This window comes from Actinophytocola xinjiangensis, from assembly GCF_001921215.1.
Classification (GTDB): domain Bacteria; phylum Actinomycetota; class Actinomycetes; order Mycobacteriales; family Pseudonocardiaceae; genus Actinophytocola; species Actinophytocola xinjiangensis.
On the sequence record NZ_MSIF01000009.1, the window covers coordinates 206,012 to 226,393 of the forward strand.

A 20,382-nucleotide genomic window follows, 5' to 3' on the forward strand; every position below is an offset into this window, starting at 1 on the left:
ACGGAGGAAGGGGCCCTCGCCCAGCCGAGAGCCCCTTCCCCGTGTGACGAACCGATCAGAAGACCGACTCGTCCAGCTCCATCAACGCGTTGTCGGCGGACTCCACGATCCGCCGCCCGGCCGACAGCTCCGGCAGCACGTTGTGTGCGAAGAACGACGCGACAGCGATCTTGCCCTCGTAGAACGCCCGGTCCTTGCCGGCCGCGCCATCGTCGAGCGCCGCGATGGCCACCTCGGCCTGCCGCTGCAGCAGCCACCCGACCAGCAGGTCACCGGTGGCCATCAGCAGCCGCACACTGTGCTGGCCGACCTTGTAGACGCTCTTCGGGTCCTCGGGCGAGGCGGTCAGGTACCCGACCATGGCGCCGAGCATGCCCTGCACGTCCTCGAGGGCCTGCTTGAGCAGAGCCCGCTCCTCCTTGAGCCGCCCGTTGCCACTCTCGGCCTCGATGAACGAGGTGATCTGGCCGGCCAGGTGGGTCAGCGCCGCGCCCTTGTCCCGGACGATCTTGCGGAAGAAGAAGTCGAGCGACTGGATGGCGGTCGTGCCCTCGTAGAGCGAGTCGATCTTCGAGTCGCGGATGTACTGCTCGATCGGGTAGTCCTGCAGGAAGCCGGAGCCGCCGAGGGTCTGCAGTGACTGGGCGAGCTGCTCGTAGGCCCGCTCGGAACCCACGCCCTTGACGATCGGCAGCAGCAGGTCGTTGACCCGCCCGGCGAGGTCGCGGGACTCCTCGGTGCCCTCCCCGGTCCAGGCGACGTCCTGGAGGGTGGCGGCGAGCAGGTAGACCGCGCGCAGCCCCTCGGCGTAGGCCTTCTGCAGCATGAGGCTGCGGCGCACGTCCGGGTGGTGGGTGATGGTGACCCGCGGCGCGGTCTTGTCGAGCATCTGGGTCAGGTCGGCGCCCTGGACGCGTTCCTTGGCGTAGTTGAGCGCGTTGAGGTAGCCGGTGGACAGGGTGGCGATGGCCTTGGTGCCGACCATCATCCGCGCGTACTCGATGACCTGGAACATCTGGGCGATGCCGTTGTGCACGTCGCCGACGAGCCAGCCCTTGGCCGGCACGCCGTGCTGGCCGAAGGTGAGCTCGCAGGTGGTGGAGACCTTGATGCCCATCTTGTGCTCGACCCCGGTGACGAAGGCGCCGTTGCGCTCGCCGAGTTCACCGGTCTGCCCGTCGAAGTGGAACTTGGGCACGAAGAACAGCGACAGGCCCTTGGTGCCGGGGCCGGCGCCTTCGGGGCGGGCCAGGACCAGGTGGGCGATGTTCTCGGACAGGTCGTGCTCACCGGAGGTGATGAACCGCTTGACGCCCTCGATGTGCCAGGAGCCGTCGTCCTGCTGGACGGCCTTGGTGCGGCCGGCGCCGACGTCGGAGCCGGCGTCGGGCTCGGTGAGGACCATGGTGGCGCCCCAGCCGCGTTCGATCATCAGCTCGGCCCAGCGCTTCTGCTCGTCGGTGCCGTTGCGGTAGACGACCTGGGCCATGTTGGGCCCGGACAGGTACATGAACAGGGCGGGGTTGGCGCCGAGCATGAGTTCGGCCAGCGCCCACTGGACCGAGGGCGGCAGGCCGAGGCCGCCGAGCTCGTTGGCCAGGCCGATGCGCCACCACTCGCCGTCCCAGAGCTGGCGGTAGGCGTCGTGGAACTGTTCGGGGAGGGTGACCGAGTGGGTCTTGGGGTCGAAGACCGGCGGGTTGCGGTCGCCGACCGTGAAGGCGTCGGCGAGCGGCCCGGTGGCGAGGTTGTTCAGCTCACCGAGGACGCCGCGCACGGTCTCCTCGTCGGACTCGGCCAGTACACCGGTCCCCAGTCGCTCCTGGATCCGGAAAACCTCGAACAAGTTGAACTCGAGGTCCCGGACGTTGCTCTGGTAGTGGCCCATGTCGGCCCTCCCCGTTCTCGTGGTCCCCTACTCGGCGGTAACTTCAGGATATTACTTGCCGGTAAGGTCGGCAAGGAGGTACGTCACTCATTGGTAGCGCATGGGTGCGCGCCCCGAGGTCAGTCCCTAGCCGCACTCGACCCGGACGCCGGTGGGTCGTCGACCATGAGCACCCCGGAGCGGAAGGCGATCGCCACCGCGTGCGTGCGGTCCCGCGAGGAGAGCTTGCGCAGGATGCTCTTGACGTGCGTGCGCACGGTCTCGACGGAGACGAACAGCAGGTCGGCGATGGCCTGGTTCTCCAGCCCGTCGGCGATCAGCGCGAGCACCTGGTGCTCCCGCCGCGACAGCGGCTGCTGGTGGCGGGTCCTGGGCCGCACCGCCGCCCCGGCGGTCATCGCCGGCGCGAGCGCCGGGTCGAGGTAACGGCCGTCGAGGTGGACGGCCTGGATGGCCCGCAGCAGCTCCGCCGGCTGCGCCGAGCGCCGTAACGCCCCCCGCACCCCGGCCGCGAACGCCCCGGAGAGATAACGCGTCGTCCGGTGGGCCTCGTCGACCAGCAGAATGACCCCGATCTCCCGGTTCCCGGCCGTCAGCACCTGCGCCAGGTGCCCGCGCGGGTCGACCGCGGCGTCGAGCAGCACGACGTTGGGCCGCAGCCGCTCACACAGCCGGCGACCCAGCGCCGGTGACTCGGCGGCACCGACCCAGCGCATGCCGGGCGTGCGGTTGATCAGCGAGCAGAGCCCCTCGCGCACCAGCGGCGTGCTGTCGATGAGCGCGACCCCGACGGTGCTGGTCACCTTCGGGGTCACCTGGGTGCTCACGAGCATCGCCGTCCTCCCTCGCCACCACGTTCCACGACTGGAGTGACGCGGCCGACCGGACGGCGTGACGCGCTGGAGGAGAACGAGTTTTCACCCCTGGACGGGCGATAACGAACCCTTAGCACTGGGTGGGTTCGCCCCGCTACTCTTGGTGTCATTGTGGAGTCTGACATCGAGCGCAACGCCCAGGACTGGTTCAGGTTCATGGTCGACACGAACCTGGCCCCCGGCCTGCGCGCGCTCGGATTCTTCGGCGTCGGCCGCCGCTTCCGCATCGAGGGCGCCAGCCACTGGGGCGAGGTCCTGGTCGAACAGGCCCGCTCGTTCACCGCCCGGGCCGTCCGCTTCACCGTCCACGTGGGCGTGATCTCCCGCGACGAGTGGGCCGAGCAGCTGCGGGTGCGCCCCTACTACCCGGCCAACGAGGTCACCCGAACCCACGCCGGCTGGCAGGCCCCGATCGGCGAACTGGTCACGGTCGCCGGCCACTCCATCGGCGAACTGTGGTGGGAGCTGGAGGTCGGCCGCCCGTTCGACTCCCTGTCCAACGAGGTCCTCACGGCGGTCCGCGAGTTCGCCCTCCCCGCCATCCGCACCCACATGGACCGCACCTGAACCGAGATCACCAAGCCCGGACCTGGGTCGACTCGCGCCACGGGGGCCGAGTGCTGCTGTACGTCGTCGAACCGGCAGTCGGCCTGACCGCGGCCGACCTGGCCGTGATCGCCGACTGGCTCTGACTGGCCGGTGGGGACCGGGGCCGTGATCAGGCGCTCAGCGCGTTCTGGATGGCGGTGGCGACGTGGCTGGACTGGAGGTCGCGCCCCTGGGCGTTGGGGTGCAGGTACCAGGGCAGCGCCTGCTCGCCGAAGGTGACCTGGGAGTCCTCGAACAGGCCGCCGATGGCACGGTCGGCGCCGTCGCAGGCGGTGTTGTCCCCGGTGACCGCGTAGAGGTCGACGAACGTCGCACCGAACTCGGTGGCCTTGGTGCGCATCAGGTCGTTGAGGCGCTCCTGGACCTGGTCGAACACGGGCAGCGCGTCGGCCGGGACGTCGGCCAGGGGTGTGGTGGTCTGGCCCGGGGCCGGGGTCCGGCACTTCCCGGCGTCGGCGGGCACGATCCTCGGGTAGCCGACCAGCACGGCCGTGGCGTCCGGCGAGAAGTAGGCGATCCGGTCGAGCAGCTCCTCCAGCTCGTAGTCGGCCTGCTCGAACCGGTAGTCGAGCCACTGCTTGCCGTCGCCCTCGGTGAAGAAGGCGGCGCACTGCTCGGCCGACTGGTCACTGTCGACCGGCGCGCCGGGCAGCAGCCCACCCTCGTCGCGGAGCTTCTGAGAGCACTGCTTGAGGATGTTGACGAACCCGACGGTGTTGCCGCCGAGGCTGCCGACGACCAGCCGGGTGTCCGCCTTCAGGGCGTCCTGCTGCGGCTTCGCGGTCTCCTGGGTCGGGTAGAGCGTCTGGTCGTTCCAGAAGTTGTTGATCACCGCGCCGCCGCAGGAACGGTCGGCGGTGATGTCGAGCGTGCGGCCCTTCTCGGCGAGTTCGCGGGTCGTCACCGCCGGGAAGTTCTGCTCCGCGCGGAAGCAGAGCATTTCCGTGAAGTCGCTCATGTCCTGCTTGAGGGCGATGCCGTAGTTGGCGGTGTAGGAGTCGCCGAAGAACACCGTCGGCACCGCCTCCGCCCGCTGCTCCGCCCCGGCCGGCACCGCCGCCCCCGCGCACACCAGTACGGCCAACGCCGTCGCGAACAGGCCGCGACCCCGCCTCATCGTTGTCACCACTACGGTCCCTTCACCCAACAGTCCTACGCCGCCGTCCCAGAACGGACAGCGGCGACCTGTGAAGGAACCTAGGTCCGTCCGCACCTCGTCGCCGCCGGCAGAACCGAACTCCACCCGACCGTGCACCGGGTCCACGACGCACACAGCACGCGGGAAGCACGAGAGGGTTGTTGATCAAGAGGCAAGGAATCCATGGTCCACAGTGGACATACTGTGACCAGGGGGTTCGTGCGTGGAGCGGATGACGGGAATCGAACCCGCGTTCTCAGCTTGGGAAGCTGATGTTCTACCATTGAACTACATCCGCGCGGCCCCGTGGAGCAGGGCTTCGCTGAGGATACACGGGCCTGGCGGCTAGGGTGAGCGGGTGTTGCTGAGTGATCGGGACCTCCGCAAGGAGTTGGCCTCCGGGCGGCTCGGGATCGAGCCGTTCGACGAGCGGATGGTGCAACCGTCCAGTGTCGACGTGCGGTTGGACCGGTTCTTCCGGGTTTTCAACAACACCCGGTACACCCACATCGACCCCAGCAGTCAGCAGGATGACCTGACCTCGCTGGTCGAGGTGGACGGGGACGGGCCGTTCGTCCTGCACCCGGGGGAGTTCGTGTTGGGGTCGACGTTCGAGACCGTTCTGCTGCCCGACGACCTCGCCGGACGTCTTGAGGGTAAGTCGAGTCTGGGGCGGTTGGGGCTGCTGACGCACTCGACCGCCGGGTTCATCGACCCGGGCTTCGAGGGGCACATCACGCTCGAACTGTCGAACGTCGCCAACCTGCCCATCACGTTGTGGCCGGGGATGAAGATCGGGCAGCTGTGTCTGTTCCGGCTCTCCAGCGCGGCCGAACACCCCTACGGCACGGCCGCGGCCGGGTCGCGGTACCAGGGGCAGCGGGGGCCGACGCCGTCACGGGCGTACCTCAACTTCAGCCGGGTCGACACCGTTCGATAACCGGCGTTCGCCCGCGACGGGCGTCAGGAACGCGCCGGCCAGGGGGAACACCGCCGTCGCGGCCAGTGCCCAGGGGTAGCCGAACGCGGTGATCAGGCCGCCGAACAGGGGCGCGGCGGCCATCGCGACCGCGTTCTGGCCGGTGTTCTGCACGCCCAGTGCCCGGCCCGCCCAGAACGGGCCGGCCAGTTCGGCGGTCGCGGTGAAGCCGAGGCCGTTGTCGGTGACCGTCACCACCAGGGCCGCGACCAGGGCGGCCACCGCCAGCGACGAGTCGAGCAGGTCGCCGGCGGCCCACGCCAGCATGGTCGCCGTGGCGAGCAGCGCGATGATCCGCATGGGGCCCAGGCGGTTGCCGACGCGGTCGGACCACACGCCGGCGAGGATCCGGCCCACGGCGCCGGCCACCGACACGACCGCCACCAGGCGACCGGCGTCCACCGCGCTCCAACTCCGTTGGGACACCAGGAACGTCACGGCGAACGTGCCGGCCATGAACTGGGGCGCCACCAGCAGCGCGCTCGCCACGTGCAGCCGGGTCAGGGTCCGGCCGGTGGCCGCGCGGTAGGGGGACGCGGACACCGCCGGCCGGGGCGGGCGCGGCGGGTCCTTCACCACCGCCACGACCAGTGCCGCCGCCAGCAGGCACAGGGTGGCGGGCAGCGCCAGCGCCGCCACGTACCCGAACCGTTCGGCCAGGCCGGGCAGGGTCGCCGCCGCCAGGCCGACGCCCAGCGGCTGGGACGTCTGGCGCAGGCCCATCGCCAGGCCCCGCTCGCCCGGGCCGAACCAGCCCAGGACCACCCGGCCGCTCGCCGCGTTCACCGACGCCCCGGCGGCGCCGGCCACCAGCAGGCCGCCGCCCAGGGCCACCGGGCCGGGCAGGGTCAGGCTCACCAGCAGCAGCACCCCGGTCGCGGCCAGGCCGACGGTCAGCACCACCCGCTCGCCGAAGCGGTCGGCCGCCGCGCCCCACGCGATCAGCGCCGTCAGCAGCCCCAACAGCGGCGCGGACACCAGCACGCCCGCCTCGGCCAGTGACGCCCCGGTGCTGCTTTGCAGCTCGGGGATCAGGAACGGCATCCCGTACAGGAAGCTCGACGTGGTGGCCTGCGCCACGATCCCGACGGCGAGGATCAGCCAGCGTCGCATGCCCCCACGGTAACGCCCGCGTTCCGTCAGTTGGGAAAGATTTCTCGCATCTTGGGAAGGGTCGGGGTAACCCCCGGACCGGTTCGGGGGGCTCCCTGATGTTCCCGCCCACGTCGCCGCCCTAGCGTCGAAACCAGCGTCGGACCGGCGCAACAACACTGAGTCAAAGGGGTCGGACATGGGGATCGGACGAGCGGTGGCGGCCGGCGCGATCGTGGTCGCCGGGCTGGGCGTGTTCACCGCCTGCGGGTGGGACATCACCAAGGAGCGGGCCACCGACAACGCCGGGATCACCGAGGAGTTCTCCCGCGTCCGCTTCCTCAACGACTCCGGCAACCTCACCATCAACACCGGCGGCGACCCCGAGGTGACCCGCACCATCTTCTACGAGGACGACAAGCCCGGCCCCACCCACCGGGTCGAGAACGGCACGCTGGTCCTCGAACCCTGCCCGCAGCGCGACTGCCACATCGACTACGAGGTCGTCGTCCCCGAGGGCACCGTCGTCGAGGGAGAGGTCAACTCCGGCAACGTCGACATCACCGGGGTCGCCGAGGTCGACCTCAAGGCCGACTCCGGCGACATCGACGTCCGCCGGGTCGACGGGACGGTCAACGTCGACGCCAGCTCCGGCAACGTCGACCTGATCGACATCGGCGGCGCCACGCAGGTCGAGGCCGACTCCGGCAACGTCACCATCAGCCTCGCCGTCATCGACGACGTGCGGGCGCGGGTCAACAGTGGCAACGTCGAGGTGACCGTTCCGGACGGCCGCTACCAGGTCAGCACCGACATCGACAGCGGTGACCTGGACAGCGCCCTGGACAACGACGAGGGCGGCGAACACCACCTCGACCTCGCGGTCGACAGCGGCAACATCACCGTCAAGAAGTCCTGACGGCGCCGGGAACGATTCGCGCACCTCCCACGTTGAGAGGGTCAGGAAGGTTGAGCGACAGGGGCTCAAGTCTGATTCGGCGGAGGCGTAGGATCTCCCCGAAAGCTTGAGCGGATCAGACTCAACCACGTAGCACGAGCAACACAGCAGGAGGGAATCCAATGGCGCGAGCGGTCGGAATCGACCTGGGGACGACCAATTCCGTCGTCGCCGTCCTCGAGGGCGGTGAGCCGACGGTGATCGCCAACTCCGAGGGTTCGCGGACGACCCCGTCCGTGGTGGCCTTCGCCAAGAACGGTGAGGTACTCGTCGGGCAGCCGGCGAAGAACCAGGCCGTGACCAACGTGGACCGCACGGTCCGCTCGGTCAAGCGGTACATGGGCACCGACTGGAAGACCGAGGTCGACGGCAAGAGCTACTCCGCCCAGGAGATCAGCGCGCGCGTGCTGATGAAGCTCAAGCGCGACGCGGAGGCCTACCTCGGCGAGCCCATCAGCGACGCCGTCATCACCGTCCCGGCCTACTTCGAGGACGCCCAGCGGCAGGCCACCAAGGAAGCCGGCCAGATCGCCGGCCTCAACGTGCTGCGCATCGTCAACGAGCCGACCGCGGCCGCGCTGGCCTACGGCCTGGACAAGGGCGAGAAGGAGCAGACGATCCTCGTCTTCGACCTCGGCGGCGGCACGTTCGACGTGTCCCTGCTGGAGATCGGCGAGGGCGTCGTCGAGGTCCGCGCGACCTCCGGTGACAACCACCTCGGTGGCGACGACTGGGACCAGCGCATCGTCGACTGGCTGGTGGACAAGTTCAAGCAGTCCGCCGGCATCGACCTCACCAAGGACAAGATGGCGCTGCAGCGCATCCGTGAGGCCGCCGAGAAGGCCAAGATCGAGCTGTCCAGCTCCAACAGCGCCAACATCAACCTGCCCTACATCACCGTCGACGCGGAGAAGAACCCGCTGTTCCTCGACGAGACGCTCTCCCGCGCCGAGTTCCAGCGGATCACCAGCGACCTGCTCGACCGCACCCGCGCGCCGTTCAACAACGTGATCAAGGACGCGGGCGTCAAGCTCGGCGACATCGACCACGTCGTCCTGGTCGGCGGCTCGACCCGCATGCCGGCGGTCACCGATCTGGTCAAGGAGCTGACCGGCGGCCAGGAGCCGAACAAGGGCGTCAACCCGGACGAGGTCGTGGCCATCGGCGCGGCGCTGCAGGCCGGTGTGCTGCGCGGCGACGTCAAGGACGTGCTGCTGCTCGACGTCACCCCGCTGTCGCTGGGCATCGAGACCAAGGGCGGCGTGTTCACCAAGCTCATCGAGCGCAACACGACCATCCCGACCAAGCGCTCGGAGATCTTCTCCACCGCCGACGACGGGCAGACCACGGTCGGCATCCAGGTCTTCCAGGGTGAGCGCGAGATCGCGGTGCACAACAAGAAGCTGGGCACCTTCGACCTGACCGGCATCGCGCCGGCGCCCCGGGGCGTCCCGCAGATCGAGGTCACCTTCGACATCGACGCGAACGGCATCGTGCACGTCAACGCGAAGGACCTCGGCACCGGCAAGGAACAGTCGATGACCATCACCGGCGGCTCCGCGCTGCCCAAGGAGGACATCGACCGGATGGTCAAGGACGCCGAGGCGCACGCCGAGGAGGACAAGCGCCGCCGCGACGAGGCCGAGGTCCGCAACCAGGCCGAGACCCTGGTCTACCAGACCGAGAAGTTCGTCAAGGACAACGACGAGAAGATCCCCGGCGAGGTCAAGGAGAAGGTCAACGCCGCGGTCAAGGAGGCCCAGGAGGCCCTCGGCGGCACCGACACCTCCGCCATCAAGGGCGCCATGGAGAAGCTCGCCGCCGAGTCCCAGGCCATGGGCTCGGCGATGTACTCCCAGCCCGGCGCGCAGCCGAACGAGGGCGCCGGCGACGGTGCTCCCGGTGGCGAGCAGGCGACCCCGGGCCAGGAGGACGTGGTGGACGCCGAGATCGTCGACGAGGACGGCAAGAAGTGACCTCGGACCACCAGCCCGACGAGATCTCCGGAGAGGAGCCGCGAGTCGTCGTGCGCGACCGCCGTCGAATCGATCCCGAGACCGGGCAGGTTCGCCCGCCCGACCTGGACCAGGACCCGACCCAGGAAGAGGCCGGGGCCGAGGTCGCGGCGGACGCCGCGGCCGGCCCCGGCCCCGACCAGCCGGTCGTCGACCAGCCCGGCCAGGAGGCCGAGCTGAAGGCGGAGCTCGACGAGCGCACCGCCGACCTCCAGCGGCTGCAGGCCGAGTACGCCAACTACCGCAAGCGGATCGACCGCGACCGCGAGGCCGTGATCACCCAGGCGAAGGCGTCGGTGGCCGGTGAGCTGCTCGGGGTGCTCGACGACATCGAGCGCGCCGCCCAGCACGGCGACCTCACCGGGGCGTTCAAGGCCGTGGCCGACAAGCTCGTGGCCACCCTGGAGCGCGTCGGCCTGGAGGCGTTCGGCCACGACGGTGAGCCGTTCGACCCGTCGGTGCACGAGGCCGTCCAGCACGACACCTCCCCCGAGGTGAGCGAGCCGACGGTGACCGCGGTCCTGCGCCGTGGCTACCGCATCGGCGACCGGATCGTGCGGGCCGCGCTGGTCGGGGTCACCGACCACGAGCCGGGCGCCGCGCCACCGGCCGCCGAGGCGGCACCGGGCGAGGCCGGTGACGGCAACGACTGGTTCGAGCCCGTCGACGTGGACGCCGCCCCGCCCGAGCGCGGTGGCAACCACAGAGCCGAGGACTGAGGAAGCGTCAAGGAGGGAGGGGACGTCCGATGAGTGCTAGGGACTGGATCGACAAGGACTTCTACCACGAGTTGGGCGTCCCTTCCGACGCCAGCGACGGGGAGATCAAGAAGGCGTACCGCAAGCTGGCGCGGGAGCTTCACCCGGACGCCAACCCCGGCAACGCGCAGGCCGAGGCCCGGTTCAAGGCCGTGTCCGAGGCCTACGGCGTGGTCGGCGACGCGGAGAAACGCAAGCAGTACGACGAGGCCCGCCGGCTGTTCGGCTCCGGCGGGTTCCGTCCGGGCGGCGGCGGGTTCGGCGGGTTCGGCAACGGCGGGTCCACCTTCGACTTCAGCGACATCTTCGCCGGCCAGCAGGGCAACGCGGGGGCCGCCGCCGGCGGGGGCATCAGCGACCTGCTCGGCAACCTGTTCGGCCGCCGGGGCGGTGGCACCGCCTCGGCCAGCCGGCCGCGCCGGGGCGCCGACGTGGAGACCGAGGTACGGATCGACTTCGTCGAGGCGGTCAAGGGCGCGACCGTGCCGCTGCGCCTGTCCAGCCCGGCGACCTGTGCCACCTGCCACGGCAACGGCGCGCGGCCGGGCACCACCCCGCGGACCTGTCCGACCTGTTCGGGCGCCGGTCTGGTCAGCCGCAGCCAGGGCGCGTTCGCGTTCAGCGAGCCGTGCCGCGACTGCCGGGGCACCGGCCGGATCGTCGACGACCCCTGCCCCGAGTGCGGCGGCGACGGCGTGAGCACCCGCTCCCGCACACTGACCGTGCGCATCCCGGCCGGTGTCAACGACGACCAGCGGATCCGGCTGGCCGAACAGGGCGAGCCGGGCGGCAACGGCGGGCACGCCGGCGACCTGTACGTCCGGGTGCACGTCACCCCGCACCCGGTCTTCGGCCGCACCGGCAACGACCTGACGATCAAGGTCCCGGTGACCTTCCCGGAGGTCGCGCTGGGCACCACGCTCACCGTGCCGACCCTGGAGGACAAGGTCTCGCTGCGGGTCGCGCCGGGCACGGCCAGCGGCCGGGTGCTGCGGGTACGCGGCAAGGGCATCGCCCGCCGCGACGGCCAGGTCGGCGATCTGCTGGTGACCCTGCAGGTCACGGTTCCGGCGGAACTGGACGAGCAGGCGAGGACCGCGCTGGAGGATTACCTGCGGGCGACCTCGGGTCAGGATCCCCGGCCCGAGCTGACCGCGATGCTGGAGAAACGGAGTGAGTCGTGACCGGATTCCCGTTCCCACCCGGCGCCGACGAGGACACGCCGATGTTCGTGATCTCGGTGGCGGCGGATCTCGCCGGCCTGCACGCCCAGACCCTGCGCGGCTACGACCGGATGGGCCTGGTCTCGCCGGGCCGCACCTCCGGCGGCGGTCGCCGCTACTCGATGCGCGACATCGCCGTGCTGCGCGAGGTGCAGCGGCTGTCCCAGGAGCAGGGCGTGAACCTGGCCGGCATCAAGCGGATCATCGACCTGGAGAACGAGGTCGGCGCGCTGCGTTCGCGGGTCGCCGAGCTGACCGAGGAGCTGGCCGCGGTGCACGCGGCGGCCGAGCAGGCGGCGGCGGCCATCCACCGCTCCTACCGCAACGAGCTGGTGCCGGTCGTGCGGCAGACGGCACTCGTGGTGTGGAAGCCCAAGGGCCGCTGAAAACTCAGTCGACGGTGAACGGGTCGTAGGTGATCCGCTCCAGCGGTGTGCCGGCGACCAGCATCCTGGACACGGTCGAGCGGACCATCGCCGGTGAGCCGGAGACCAGCACGTCGTGGTTGTCCCAGGCGCCGTAGCGGGTGATCACCTCGGCCAGCGTGCCGCGTTCGGCATTGGCCACCGAGCCGGCGCCCGTCGTGTCCGACTCCAGTACCGGCACGACCGTGAGCCACGGGTTGGACGCGGCGAGGGCCGCCAGGTTCTCCAGGTCGTAGAGGTCGGCGCGGACCCGGCCGCCGAAGAACAGCTGCACCCGGGGGTTCTCGCCCCACTTCGCCAGGTGGTCGATGATCGCGCGCATGGGGGCGATGCCCGTGCCGCCGGCCACCATCAGCACGTCCCGGCCGGCGCTCCGGTCGACCCGGATGCGGCCCATCGGCGGGCCGATCCGCCACTTGTCGCCCGGTTCGGCGTGCGCCACGATCGACCGGCTCACCCAGCCGCGCTCGACTGAGCGGACGTGGAACTCCAGCAGGCCGTCCTCGCGCGGCGCGGTCGCCGGGGTCAGGTAGCGCCAGAGCCTGGGCCGGCGCGGCGTCTCGACGCTCACGTACTGGCCGGGGTGGTAGGGCAGGTTGTAGTCCGGCAGCACCCGCACGATCGCCAGGTCGTGGGTCAGTCGCTGGCGTTCGACGACGGTGGCCGGCCACCAGGCCGGGTTCTCGTCGGCCGACGCGGCCTCGAGCATCGCCCGGGCCATGATGGTGTAGGCCTCGGCCCAGGCGCGTTCGACCTCGTCGGTCCACGCGGCGCCGGCGTACTGCTTGACCCCGGCCAGCAGCGCCATGCCGACGGCCTCGTAGTGGCTGGCCACGACACCGAACTTGCGGTGGTCGCGGCCGAGTTGGCGCAGGAACGGGATGAGGTCGTCGGGCCGGTCCACCATCTGCACGACGTGCACCAGGGCACGCAGCAGCCGGGAGCGCTGGACCTCCATGTTGACCGGGAACATCTCGCGGGTCGCCGGCGCGATGGCGAACAGCGTGGCGTAGAAATGTGCGGCGACCCGGTCGGTGTGCGGCTCGACCACGGCGAAGCTCTCGCGCACCAACCGCACCATAGTCACGACCGGGTCCGACGAGTCGGCGCGCTCGGCGTGGGGATGGTGCGGCAGCGGGCTCACTAATGCGTTGGCTGTCATGGTCGGGGCACAGACTCCACCTTTCGGCGTCGGGTGTGACGCCGTCGGCCAGTACGTCAGGACACTAGACGCAACTCCGGGTTTTGTCCGCTCCTCCGGCCCATTCGGGACAGTGCCAACTACTCATCGTAGTCACGTTGGGACAATCGGGGGACAAGTGGGTAGGGGGGTTCGCACAACGGGAGCGTTATGAAAGCGTGTCCGCCGTGCGTCCAGAGCTGATACCTCCCACTGGTGTCGCCAGCCCAGCCCTGTTGGACCTGGAAATCGCTGATCACACCCCCGAGGCGAGTCCGGTAACCGTTCCGGCACCCTCGGTGGAGCGAGTTCCGGTGCGCGGCGCGGACGCACCGGGAGTAGGTGACTCCCCGGACGGACCAACCTGGAAATTTCACCCGATCGGTCGACAAGTACCCGCCAGACCGGTGCGGCCCGCACCGCCGGTGGCCCCCCGCCGTGCCGGCCAGCCCATGGCGGCCCCGCCGCCGCCCGGCGGCTACCCGAAGCGCTACGTGCCTGGTCAGCGGCCGGCCCCGGCCGAGGTCCCGACGGTCCCGACCGTTCCGACGACGAAACTGCCGGTTCCGGACCCGGCCGCCGGCCTGCCCGGCTCGCGTGGCGAGCACCTGTTGCAGTGCGCCTACGGCACCCAGGACCGGGCCAGCCGGTTCTACCAGGACCAGGTCCTCGACCGGCTCAACGACGCGATGATCGCCTTCGTCGGCCGGATGGAGATGGCCTTCGTGGCCACCGCCGACGCCGCCGGCGAGTGCGACTCGACCTTCCGTGCCGGCCCGCCCGGCTTCCTGCACGTCATCGACGAGCGTCGGATCGCCTACCCGGAGTACCGGGGCAACGGGGTGCTCGCGAGCCTGGGCAACATCAGCGAGAACCCGCACGTCGGCCTGCTGATGGTCGACTTCGTCACCGACCTGATCGGGCTGCACGTCAACGGCCGCGCCGCGATCGTCGACGACGCCGTGCTGCGCCCGGAGTGCCCCGGGCTGCCGGCCGAGATCGACCGGGGCCGCTCGCCGGAGCGTTGGGTGGTGGTGCGGGTCGAGGAGGCCTACGTGCACTGCCGCAAGCACATTCCCCGGCTGCGGCCGGTCCCGCGCACCCGCGACTGGGGCACCGACGACGTGCGCCGCAAGGGCGGCGACTACTTCGGCGTGCGCGCCTCGCAGAGCAGCACCACCCGCTGAGATCACCCTGACGGCGGTGTCCGCCGGGGCCGTTGCAGCCCTGTTCACCGCGTTGTCCCCGGTCCGCGACCGTCCACATCCACACCTGTGGACAGACACCTGGGGATTGTGGACAACCACCTCCTCGCTGTGGACAACCCGATTGGTACATGTGGGTGAGGGGGGTGACCATGGTCGTGACGCACCGAATCAGGCTGAATCGGCAGCACCGAACCGGGGTTGAGCGGAACTGACTCAACTTTTCTGACGTTGTCATGGTGAGGCACAACGCTGCGTATGAGGTGAGGGGATTGGACGCTTTCAACCCGACGACGAAGACCCAGCAGGCGATCTCGTCGGCCGCCCAGGCCGCGACCGTGGCCGGCAACCCGGACATCACACCGGTGCACCTGCTCGGCGCCCTGCTCGCCCAGGGCGACGGGCTGACCGCGCCGCTGCTCACCGCGGTCGGCGCCGACCCGGCCGTGGTCGGAAAGGAGCTCGACCAACTGGCCAACTCGCTGCCCTCGGCCACCGGCGCCACCGTCTCGGCGCCCCAACTGGACTCCCAGGCGCTGCGCGCGGTGACCCACGCGCAGAAGCTGGCCACCGAGATGGGCGACGAGTTCGTGTCCACCGAGCACCTGCTGGTCGGCCTGGCCGCGCAGGGCGGCGCGGTGGCCGACCTGCTCAACCGCAACGGCGCCACCCCCGACGCGCTGCGCGAGGCGTTCGTCAAGGTGCGCGGCTCGGCCAGGGTCACCAGCCCCGACCCGGAGGGCACCTACCAGGCGCTGGAGAAGTACGGCCTGGACCTCACCGAACGCGCCCGCAAGGGCGAACTCGACCCGGTCATCGGCCGCGACGCCGAGATCCGCCGGGTCGTGCAGGTGCTGTCGCGGCGGACCAAGAACAACCCCGTGCTCATCGGCGAGCCCGGTGTCGGCAAGACCGCCATCGTCGAGGGCCTGGCCCAGCGGGTGATCGCCGGCGACGTGCCGGAGTCGCTGCGCGGCAAGCGGGTCGTCGCGCTGGACCTGGGGTCGATGGTCGCCGGGGCGAAGTTCCGGGGCGAGTTCGAGGAGCGGCTCAAGGCCGTGCTCAAGGAGATCACCGACTCCGCCGGCCAGGTCATCACGTTCATCGACGAGCTGCACACCATCGTCGGCGCGGGCGCCACCGGCGAGAGCGCCATGGACGCCGGCAACATGATCAAGCCGATGCTGGCGCGCGGCGAGCTGCGGATGGTGGGCGCCACCACGCTCGACGAGTACCGCGAGCACATCGAGAAGGACGCCGCCCTGGAGCGGCGCTTCCAGCAGGTGCTGGTCGGCGAGCCGACGGTCGAGGACACCGTCGGCATCCTGCGCGGGCTCAAGGAACGCTACGAGGTGCACCACGGCGTGCGGATCACCGACAGCGCCCTGGTCGCCGCCGCCACCCTCTCCGACCGCTACATCACCGCCCGGTTCCTGCCGGACAAGGCCATCGACCTGGTCGACGAGGCCGCCTCCCGGCTGCGGATGGAGATCGACTCGCGGCCGGTGGAGATCGACGAGGTCGAGCGGGCGGTGCGCCGCCTGGAGATCGAGGAGATGGCGCTGGCCAAGGAGGAGGACGAGGCCTCCCGTCAGCGGCTGGCCGCGTTGCGCGCCGAACTGGCCGAGCGCCGCGAGACGCTCTCCGCGCTGACCGCCCGCTGGCAGAACGAGAAGGGCTCGATCGAGAGGGTCCGCGAGCTCAAGGAGCAGCTCGAACAGCTGCGCGGCGAGTCCGAGCGGGCCGAACGCGACGGTGACCTCGGCCGCGCCGCCGAACTGCGCTACGGCCGGATCCCCGCGCTGGAGAAGGACCTGGAGACCGCCACCCGCACCGCCGAGCACGCCGACGCCCAGGTCATGCTCAAGGAGGAGGTCGGCCCGGACGACGTGGCCGACGTGGTGTCCGCGTGGACCGGCATCCCGGCCGGGCGGCTGCTGGAGGGCGAGACCGCCAAGCTGCTGCGGATGGAGGAGGCGCTGGCCCGCCGCGTCGTCGGCCAGGCCGAGGCCGTGCGGGTGGTGTCCGACGCGGTGCGCCGGGCCCGCGCGGGCGTGGCCGACCCCGACCGGCCGACCGGCTCGTTCCTGTTCCTCGGTCCGACCGGTGTCGGCAAGACCGAGCTGGCCAAGGCGCTGGCCGAGTTCCTGTTCGACGACGAGCGCGCCATGGTGCGCATCGACATGAGCGAGTACTCCGAGAAGCACTCGGTGGCCCGGCTGGTCGGCGCCCCGCCCGGCTACGTCGGCTACGACCAGGGCGGTCAGCTGACCGAGTCGGTGCGCCGCCGGCCGTACACGGTGGTGCTGCTCGACGAGGTGGAGAAGGCCCACCCGGACGTGTTCGACGTGCTGTTGCAGGTCCTCGACGACGGTCGGCTGACCGACGGCCAGGGCCGCACGGTCGACTTCCGCAACACGATCCTGGTGCTGACCTCCAACCTCGGTTCGCAGGCCATCGCCGACGTCAACCTCGACGAGCGGCAGCGGCGCGACGCCGTGCTGGCGGTGGTCGGGCGGCACTTCAAGCCGGAGTTCCTCAACCGGCTCGACGACGTGGTCGTGTTCCACTCGCTGGCTACGGAGGAGCTGACGTCGATCGTGGACATCCAGATCGGCCAGCTCGGCAGGCGGCTGGCGGCGCGGCGGCTCACCCTGGACGTGAGCCCGTCGGCGCGTGACTGGTTGGCGCTCAACGGGTTCGACCCGGTCTACGGGGCCCGGCCGCTGCGCCGGCTGGTGTCCTCGGCGATCGGTGACCAGCTGGCGAAGGGGCTGCTGTCCGGCGAGATCCGCGACGGCGACACCGTGCGGGTGGACGTCACCGACGACAACTCCGGGCTGGTGGTGGGCAAGGCCCTGTAGAAGTGTGTGGCGGGGTGTCCGGCCCGACACCCCGCCACACCCAGTGTCAGTCGCGCAGCAGGTCGTCGAGGGCGCGGTAGCCGGCGATGACGCCCTGGTCCATGCCGCTGGCGATGATCGCGTCGCGGCCTTCCAGCGTGTCGGTCAGCGTCTGGTCGGTGAGCCGGGTGCGGCCGTCGCCGAGGTCGGTGAAGGTCAGGGTGTTGAGCACGGCGCCGTCGCCGACGCCGTGCATCGACTGGGTCTGGACGAGACGGTCGGGTGACCGGACCTGGTGGAAGGAACCCCAGAACGTCACCAGGTCCTGGCCGTCGGCCACCATCGTGTACCGGTAGGCGCCGCCGTCGCGGGCGTCCCAGTGGTCGAGCCGGACCGAGGTGGCGGTGGGGCCGAGCCAGCGGGTGAGCAGTTCGGGGTCGGTGAAGGCGGCGAACACCCGTTCCGGCGGCGCGTCGAACTCGCGCACGATCCGGATCACCGGCAGCGCCGGGTCGGCCTCGATGGTGGTCTGGTTCTCGTTCCGCACGGTCATGATGCTGCTCCTGGTTCGGGTCGTTCGCTGTTCTGGTCCTGCGCGAGCAGGGCGTCGAGGCGGCGGAACCGTTCGTCGGCCGCCCGGCGGTACCGCTCGATCCACGCGGTCATCAGGTCGAGCACCTCCGCCTCGAGGTGGCAGGGCCGGCGTTGGGCGTCGCGGCCGCGGCTGACCAGGCCGGCGTCCTGGAGCACCTTCACGTGCTTGGACACCGCCTGGGTCGAGACGTCGTAGGGCTGGGCCAGCTCCGCGACCGAGGCGTCACCGAGCGTGAGTCTGGCGACGATGTCCCGTCGGGTCGGGTCGGCCAGGGCCGCGAACACCTGGGAGAGCCGGTCGGCTGCCACCCCGCACCACCTGCCGTTTCTTTCACAACCAATTGGTTGCATACGACGTTAGCAGCGTTGTCAACCAGATGGTTGCGGACGATTCGACGGGGCGGTGATCTTGGCGCAGAGCGACCGACCACTACGCTCTCCCGCGTGGGCATACCGGCATGGGTGTGGTTCGTCGTGACGGTGGCTGCCGGGATCGCCGGCGCCGCGATGCTGCTCCGCGACCGCGCCCGGCTCACCTCCCGCAACCGGGAACGCCGCCGCTGGGCCGCGCTGCGCGGCTGGCAGTTCGCCGACACCGACCTCGCCCTGCCCACCCAGTGGTCCGGCGGCGCCATCGCCTTCCACGGCGCCGGCGCCCGCGACCTGCTGGCCGCCGACGTCGTCGCCGGCTCCACCTTCACCGCCGACGGCCGCCGCCGCGTCTACGTGTTCGACCTGGACATCGGCGGGCGGACCGCCGCGGTCATCGCCGCCGTCCAGTGCCGCCGGGCCCTGCCCACCCTGGTCGAACTGTGGCTGTCCAGCGCCCCGTTCCAGCGCGAACACATGCCAGAACTGCTCGGCCCCGTCGGCCAGCGCTACGCCTTCGTCGCCGACCTGACCGCCGCCCACGGCCTGGTCACCACCGAACTCACCGAGGCCACCGAGGAGATCGGCGCCGACATCGCCGTCACCTGGATCGAGAACGGCTGGGTACTGGCCGCCGCCGCCCCACACGCCACCCCCTCACGGCTGGAACGCCTGCTGCGCGGCATCGGCGAGATCGCCGACGTCCTGGACCCCTTCGACGCCGAGACCGACCCGGTCGGCGACCACGAGCCGTCCGGGCGCCACGGCGAACGCCAGAGCGAACCCCACGACTGACACGGATGATCGACACCCCGGTGCCGGCGACTACCGTGGCGGTATGCCAACAGCGCTCGTCACCGGGGGGACGGCCGGGATCGGGCTGGCCTTCGCCCGGCACCTCGCCGAGCAGGGATTCGACCTCGTGCTCGTCGCCCGGACCAAGGAGCGGCTGAAGGAGGTCGCGGCGCAGCTGTCGCAGCGCCACGGCGTCGAGGTCACCCCGATGACCGCCGACCTGTCCACCAACCGGGCCCGCAAACGGATCGAGGACCGCCTCGCCGACCCCGACAAGCCGGTCGACCTGCTGGTCAACAACGCCGGCTTCGGCACCCGCGGCGCCTTCGCCGAGGCCGACATCGACGCCCTCCAGGCGCAGCTGGACGTGAACGTCACCTCGGTCATGCGCCTGACCAGGGCCGCGCTGCCCGGCATGATCGAACGCCGGCACGGCGGAGTGATCAACGTGGCCAGCGTCGCCGGGTTCTTCCCGGCCACCGGACCGGCCTACGCCGCCTCCAAGGCGTGGGTCGTGGCCTTCTCCGAAGGCATCGCCGCGAACCTCGCCGGCACCGGGGTGCGGGTCCTCGCGCTGGTGCCCGGCTTCACCCGCACCGAGTTCCACGACCGCGCCGGCGACGACATGGACCTGCCCGACCCGCTGTGGCTCGACGTCGACCAGGTCGTCACCGCCGCCCTGCGCGACCTGCGCAACGGGCGCACCCGGTCGGTGCCCGGCGCCGTGTACAAGGCGCTGCTGACCGTGCCCCGGCTGCTGCCGCGCGGACTGCTGCGCTGGCTGGAGATGCGCTCCTCGTCCGGGCGTGACCGGACCTGAACAGGCGCGACGCGACGGTTGTGAGAGGGTTCGGACCTGTGCGAACCGCTCCAGGTGTTGACCCGACAGCCAAAGGCGAGCTTGCCCGACTGGTGAGCGAACTCGCCGTCGTGCACGGCAAGGTCGTCCTCTCCTCCGGCCGCGAGGCCGACTACTACATCGACCTGCGGCGGGCCACGCTGCACCACGCCGCCGCGCCCCTCATCGGCCGGCTGCTGCGCCAACTCACCACCGACTGGGACTACGTCGCCGCCGGCGGGCTCACCCTCGGCGCCGACCCCGTCGCCGGCGCCATGATGCACGCCGCCGCCGCCGTCGGGGACGTGCTCGACGTGTTCGTGGTGCGCAAGTCCGCCAAGGAGCACGGGATGCGCCGGCGGATCGAGGGCATCGAGGTCGCCGGACAGCCCGTGCTGGTCGTCGAGGACACCACCACCACCGGCAACAGCCCGCTGACCGCCGTCGACGCGCTCACCGAGGCCGGGGCGAAGGTCATCGGCGTGGCGACCGTCGTCGACCGGGACACCGGGGCGCGGGAGATCATCGAGGAGCGCGGGCTGCCCTACCGTGCCCTGCTCGGGCTCGCCGACCTGGGACTCTGAGGCCGGGTAACGTT

General features: G+C 70.8%; 19 protein-coding genes and 1 tRNA gene. 12 read left to right on the top strand and 8 right to left on the bottom strand.

Translation table 11 applies throughout. From position 1 onward, the window contains the following. Positions 1 to 55 precede the first annotated feature (55 nt). Positions 56 to 1,888 carry an acyl-CoA dehydrogenase gene (locus tag BLA60_RS19910; protein ID WP_075134426.1) on the bottom strand — a complete coding sequence of 611 codons (1,833 nt, stop codon included), beginning with the start codon at positions 1,886 to 1,888 and terminating at the stop codon, positions 56 to 58. A 119-nt stretch (positions 1,889 to 2,007) separates the two neighbouring features. Then, positions 2,008 to 2,721 (bottom strand): LuxR C-terminal-related transcriptional regulator, encoded by a 714-nt coding sequence (locus BLA60_RS19915; protein WP_075134427.1) that lies wholly within the window; start codon positions 2,719 to 2,721, stop codon positions 2,008 to 2,010. A 153-nt stretch (positions 2,722 to 2,874) separates the two neighbouring features. On the opposite strand from BLA60_RS19915, the gene BLA60_RS19920 reads away from it, so the two are divergent. Beyond that, positions 2,875 to 3,330, top strand: a complete 456-nt coding sequence (locus BLA60_RS19920) for a DUF4304 domain-containing protein (protein WP_075134428.1) — start codon at positions 2,875 to 2,877, stop codon at positions 3,328 to 3,330. Positions 3,331 to 3,481: 151 nt separating this feature from the next. Here BLA60_RS19920 and BLA60_RS19925 read toward each other — a convergent pair whose 3' ends face one another. Both BLA60_RS19925 and BLA60_RS19930 read right to left on the bottom strand, forming a co-directional pair. Continuing rightward, positions 3,482 to 4,489 (bottom strand): SGNH/GDSL hydrolase family protein, encoded by a 1,008-nt coding sequence (locus BLA60_RS19925; protein ID WP_075134429.1) that lies wholly within the window; start codon positions 4,487 to 4,489, stop codon positions 3,482 to 3,484. Between the two features lie 245 nt (positions 4,490 to 4,734). After that, positions 4,735 to 4,808 (bottom strand) — tRNA-Gly (locus tag BLA60_RS19930). A gap of 60 nt (positions 4,809 to 4,868) precedes the next feature. Between BLA60_RS19930 and dcd the strand changes: the two genes are divergently transcribed. Further along, on the top strand, positions 4,869 to 5,450 hold the full coding sequence (gene dcd / locus BLA60_RS19935; RefSeq protein ID WP_075134430.1) for a dCTP deaminase: 582 nt from the start codon (positions 4,869 to 4,871) through the stop codon (positions 5,448 to 5,450). On the opposite strand, the gene BLA60_RS19940 is transcribed toward dcd, so the two are convergent. Then, positions 5,406 to 6,602 carry an MFS transporter gene (locus BLA60_RS19940; protein WP_075134431.1) on the bottom strand — a complete coding sequence of 399 codons (1,197 nt, stop codon included), beginning with the start codon at positions 6,600 to 6,602 and terminating at the stop codon, positions 5,406 to 5,408. The two genes, dcd and BLA60_RS19940, sit on opposite strands and share 45 nt — an antisense overlap. A 178-nt stretch (positions 6,603 to 6,780) precedes the next feature. Here BLA60_RS19940 and BLA60_RS19945 point away from each other — a divergent pair, with 178 nt between their 5' ends. The 5 genes from BLA60_RS19945 (at position 6,781) to BLA60_RS19965 (ending at position 11,921) form a co-directional block, all read left to right on the top strand. Beyond that, on the top strand, positions 6,781 to 7,500 hold the full coding sequence (locus BLA60_RS19945; protein ID WP_084735111.1) for a DUF4097 family beta strand repeat-containing protein: 720 nt from the start codon (positions 6,781 to 6,783) through the stop codon (positions 7,498 to 7,500). 161 nt (positions 7,501 to 7,661) lie between these two features. After that, entirely contained in the window at positions 7,662 to 9,515 is a 1,854-nt protein-coding gene (dnaK, locus tag BLA60_RS19950; protein WP_075134432.1) for a molecular chaperone DnaK, read from the top strand. Next, positions 9,512 to 10,273, top strand: coding sequence for a nucleotide exchange factor GrpE (gene grpE / locus BLA60_RS19955; protein ID WP_084735112.1), 762 nt, complete (start codon positions 9,512 to 9,514; stop codon positions 10,271 to 10,273). The genes dnaK and grpE overlap by 4 nt, the downstream gene beginning before the upstream one ends. A 29-nt stretch (positions 10,274 to 10,302) precedes the next feature. Continuing rightward, positions 10,303 to 11,496: a molecular chaperone DnaJ gene (gene dnaJ / locus BLA60_RS19960; protein WP_075134433.1), complete on the top strand. Its 1,194-nt coding sequence runs from the start codon at positions 10,303 to 10,305 to the stop codon at positions 11,494 to 11,496. A 41-nt stretch (positions 11,497 to 11,537) separates the two neighbouring features. Next, positions 11,538 to 11,921 carry a heat shock protein transcriptional repressor HspR gene (locus tag BLA60_RS19965; RefSeq protein ID WP_075134552.1) on the top strand — a complete coding sequence of 128 codons (384 nt, stop codon included), beginning with the start codon at positions 11,538 to 11,540 and terminating at the stop codon, positions 11,919 to 11,921. Positions 11,922 to 11,925: 4 nt separating this feature from the next. Here the strand turns inward: BLA60_RS19965 and BLA60_RS19970 are convergent, their stop codons facing one another. Beyond that, positions 11,926 to 13,041: a globin domain-containing protein gene (locus BLA60_RS19970; protein ID WP_075134553.1), complete on the bottom strand. Its 1,116-nt coding sequence runs from the start codon at positions 13,039 to 13,041 to the stop codon at positions 11,926 to 11,928. 506 nt (positions 13,042 to 13,547) lie between these two features. Here BLA60_RS19970 and BLA60_RS19975 point away from each other — a divergent pair. Both BLA60_RS19975 and clpB read left to right on the top strand, forming a co-directional pair. Beyond that, a complete protein-coding gene (locus tag BLA60_RS19975; protein ID WP_245812066.1) occupies positions 13,548 to 14,327 on the top strand; it encodes a pyridoxamine 5'-phosphate oxidase family protein in 780 nt (259 codons plus the stop codon). A 290-nt stretch (positions 14,328 to 14,617) separates the two neighbouring features. Beyond that, entirely contained in the window at positions 14,618 to 17,209 is a 2,592-nt protein-coding gene (clpB, locus tag BLA60_RS19980; RefSeq protein ID WP_075134434.1) for an ATP-dependent chaperone ClpB, read from the top strand. A gap of 46 nt (positions 17,210 to 17,255) precedes the next feature. Here clpB and BLA60_RS19985 read toward each other — a convergent pair whose 3' ends face one another. After that, a complete protein-coding gene (locus BLA60_RS19985) occupies positions 17,256 to 17,741 on the bottom strand; it encodes an SRPBCC family protein (protein ID WP_075134435.1) in 486 nt (161 codons plus the stop codon). Beyond that, a complete protein-coding gene (locus tag BLA60_RS19990) occupies positions 17,738 to 18,091 on the bottom strand; it encodes an ArsR/SmtB family transcription factor (protein ID WP_075134436.1) in 354 nt (117 codons plus the stop codon). The genes BLA60_RS19985 and BLA60_RS19990 overlap by 4 nt, the downstream gene beginning before the upstream one ends. 135 nt (positions 18,092 to 18,226) lie before the next feature. On the opposite strand from BLA60_RS19990, the gene BLA60_RS19995 reads away from it, so the two are divergent. From BLA60_RS19995 to pyrE, 3 genes are read left to right on the top strand one after another with little or no spacing between them, the layout of a single operon-like run. Then, on the top strand, positions 18,227 to 18,946 hold the full coding sequence (locus tag BLA60_RS19995; RefSeq protein ID WP_211288790.1) for a type III secretion system chaperone family protein: 720 nt from the start codon (positions 18,227 to 18,229) through the stop codon (positions 18,944 to 18,946). Positions 18,947 to 18,989: 43 nt separating this feature from the next. Then, the gene (locus BLA60_RS20000) at positions 18,990 to 19,766 is read left to right on the top strand and encodes an SDR family NAD(P)-dependent oxidoreductase (protein ID WP_075134438.1); all 777 of its coding nucleotides are present in this window, start codon (positions 18,990 to 18,992) and stop codon (positions 19,764 to 19,766) included. A gap of 38 nt (positions 19,767 to 19,804) precedes the next feature. Beyond that, the gene (gene pyrE / locus BLA60_RS20005; RefSeq protein WP_075134439.1) at positions 19,805 to 20,368 is read left to right on the top strand and encodes an orotate phosphoribosyltransferase; all 564 of its coding nucleotides are present in this window, start codon (positions 19,805 to 19,807) and stop codon (positions 20,366 to 20,368) included. Positions 20,369 to 20,382 lie beyond the last annotated feature (14 nt).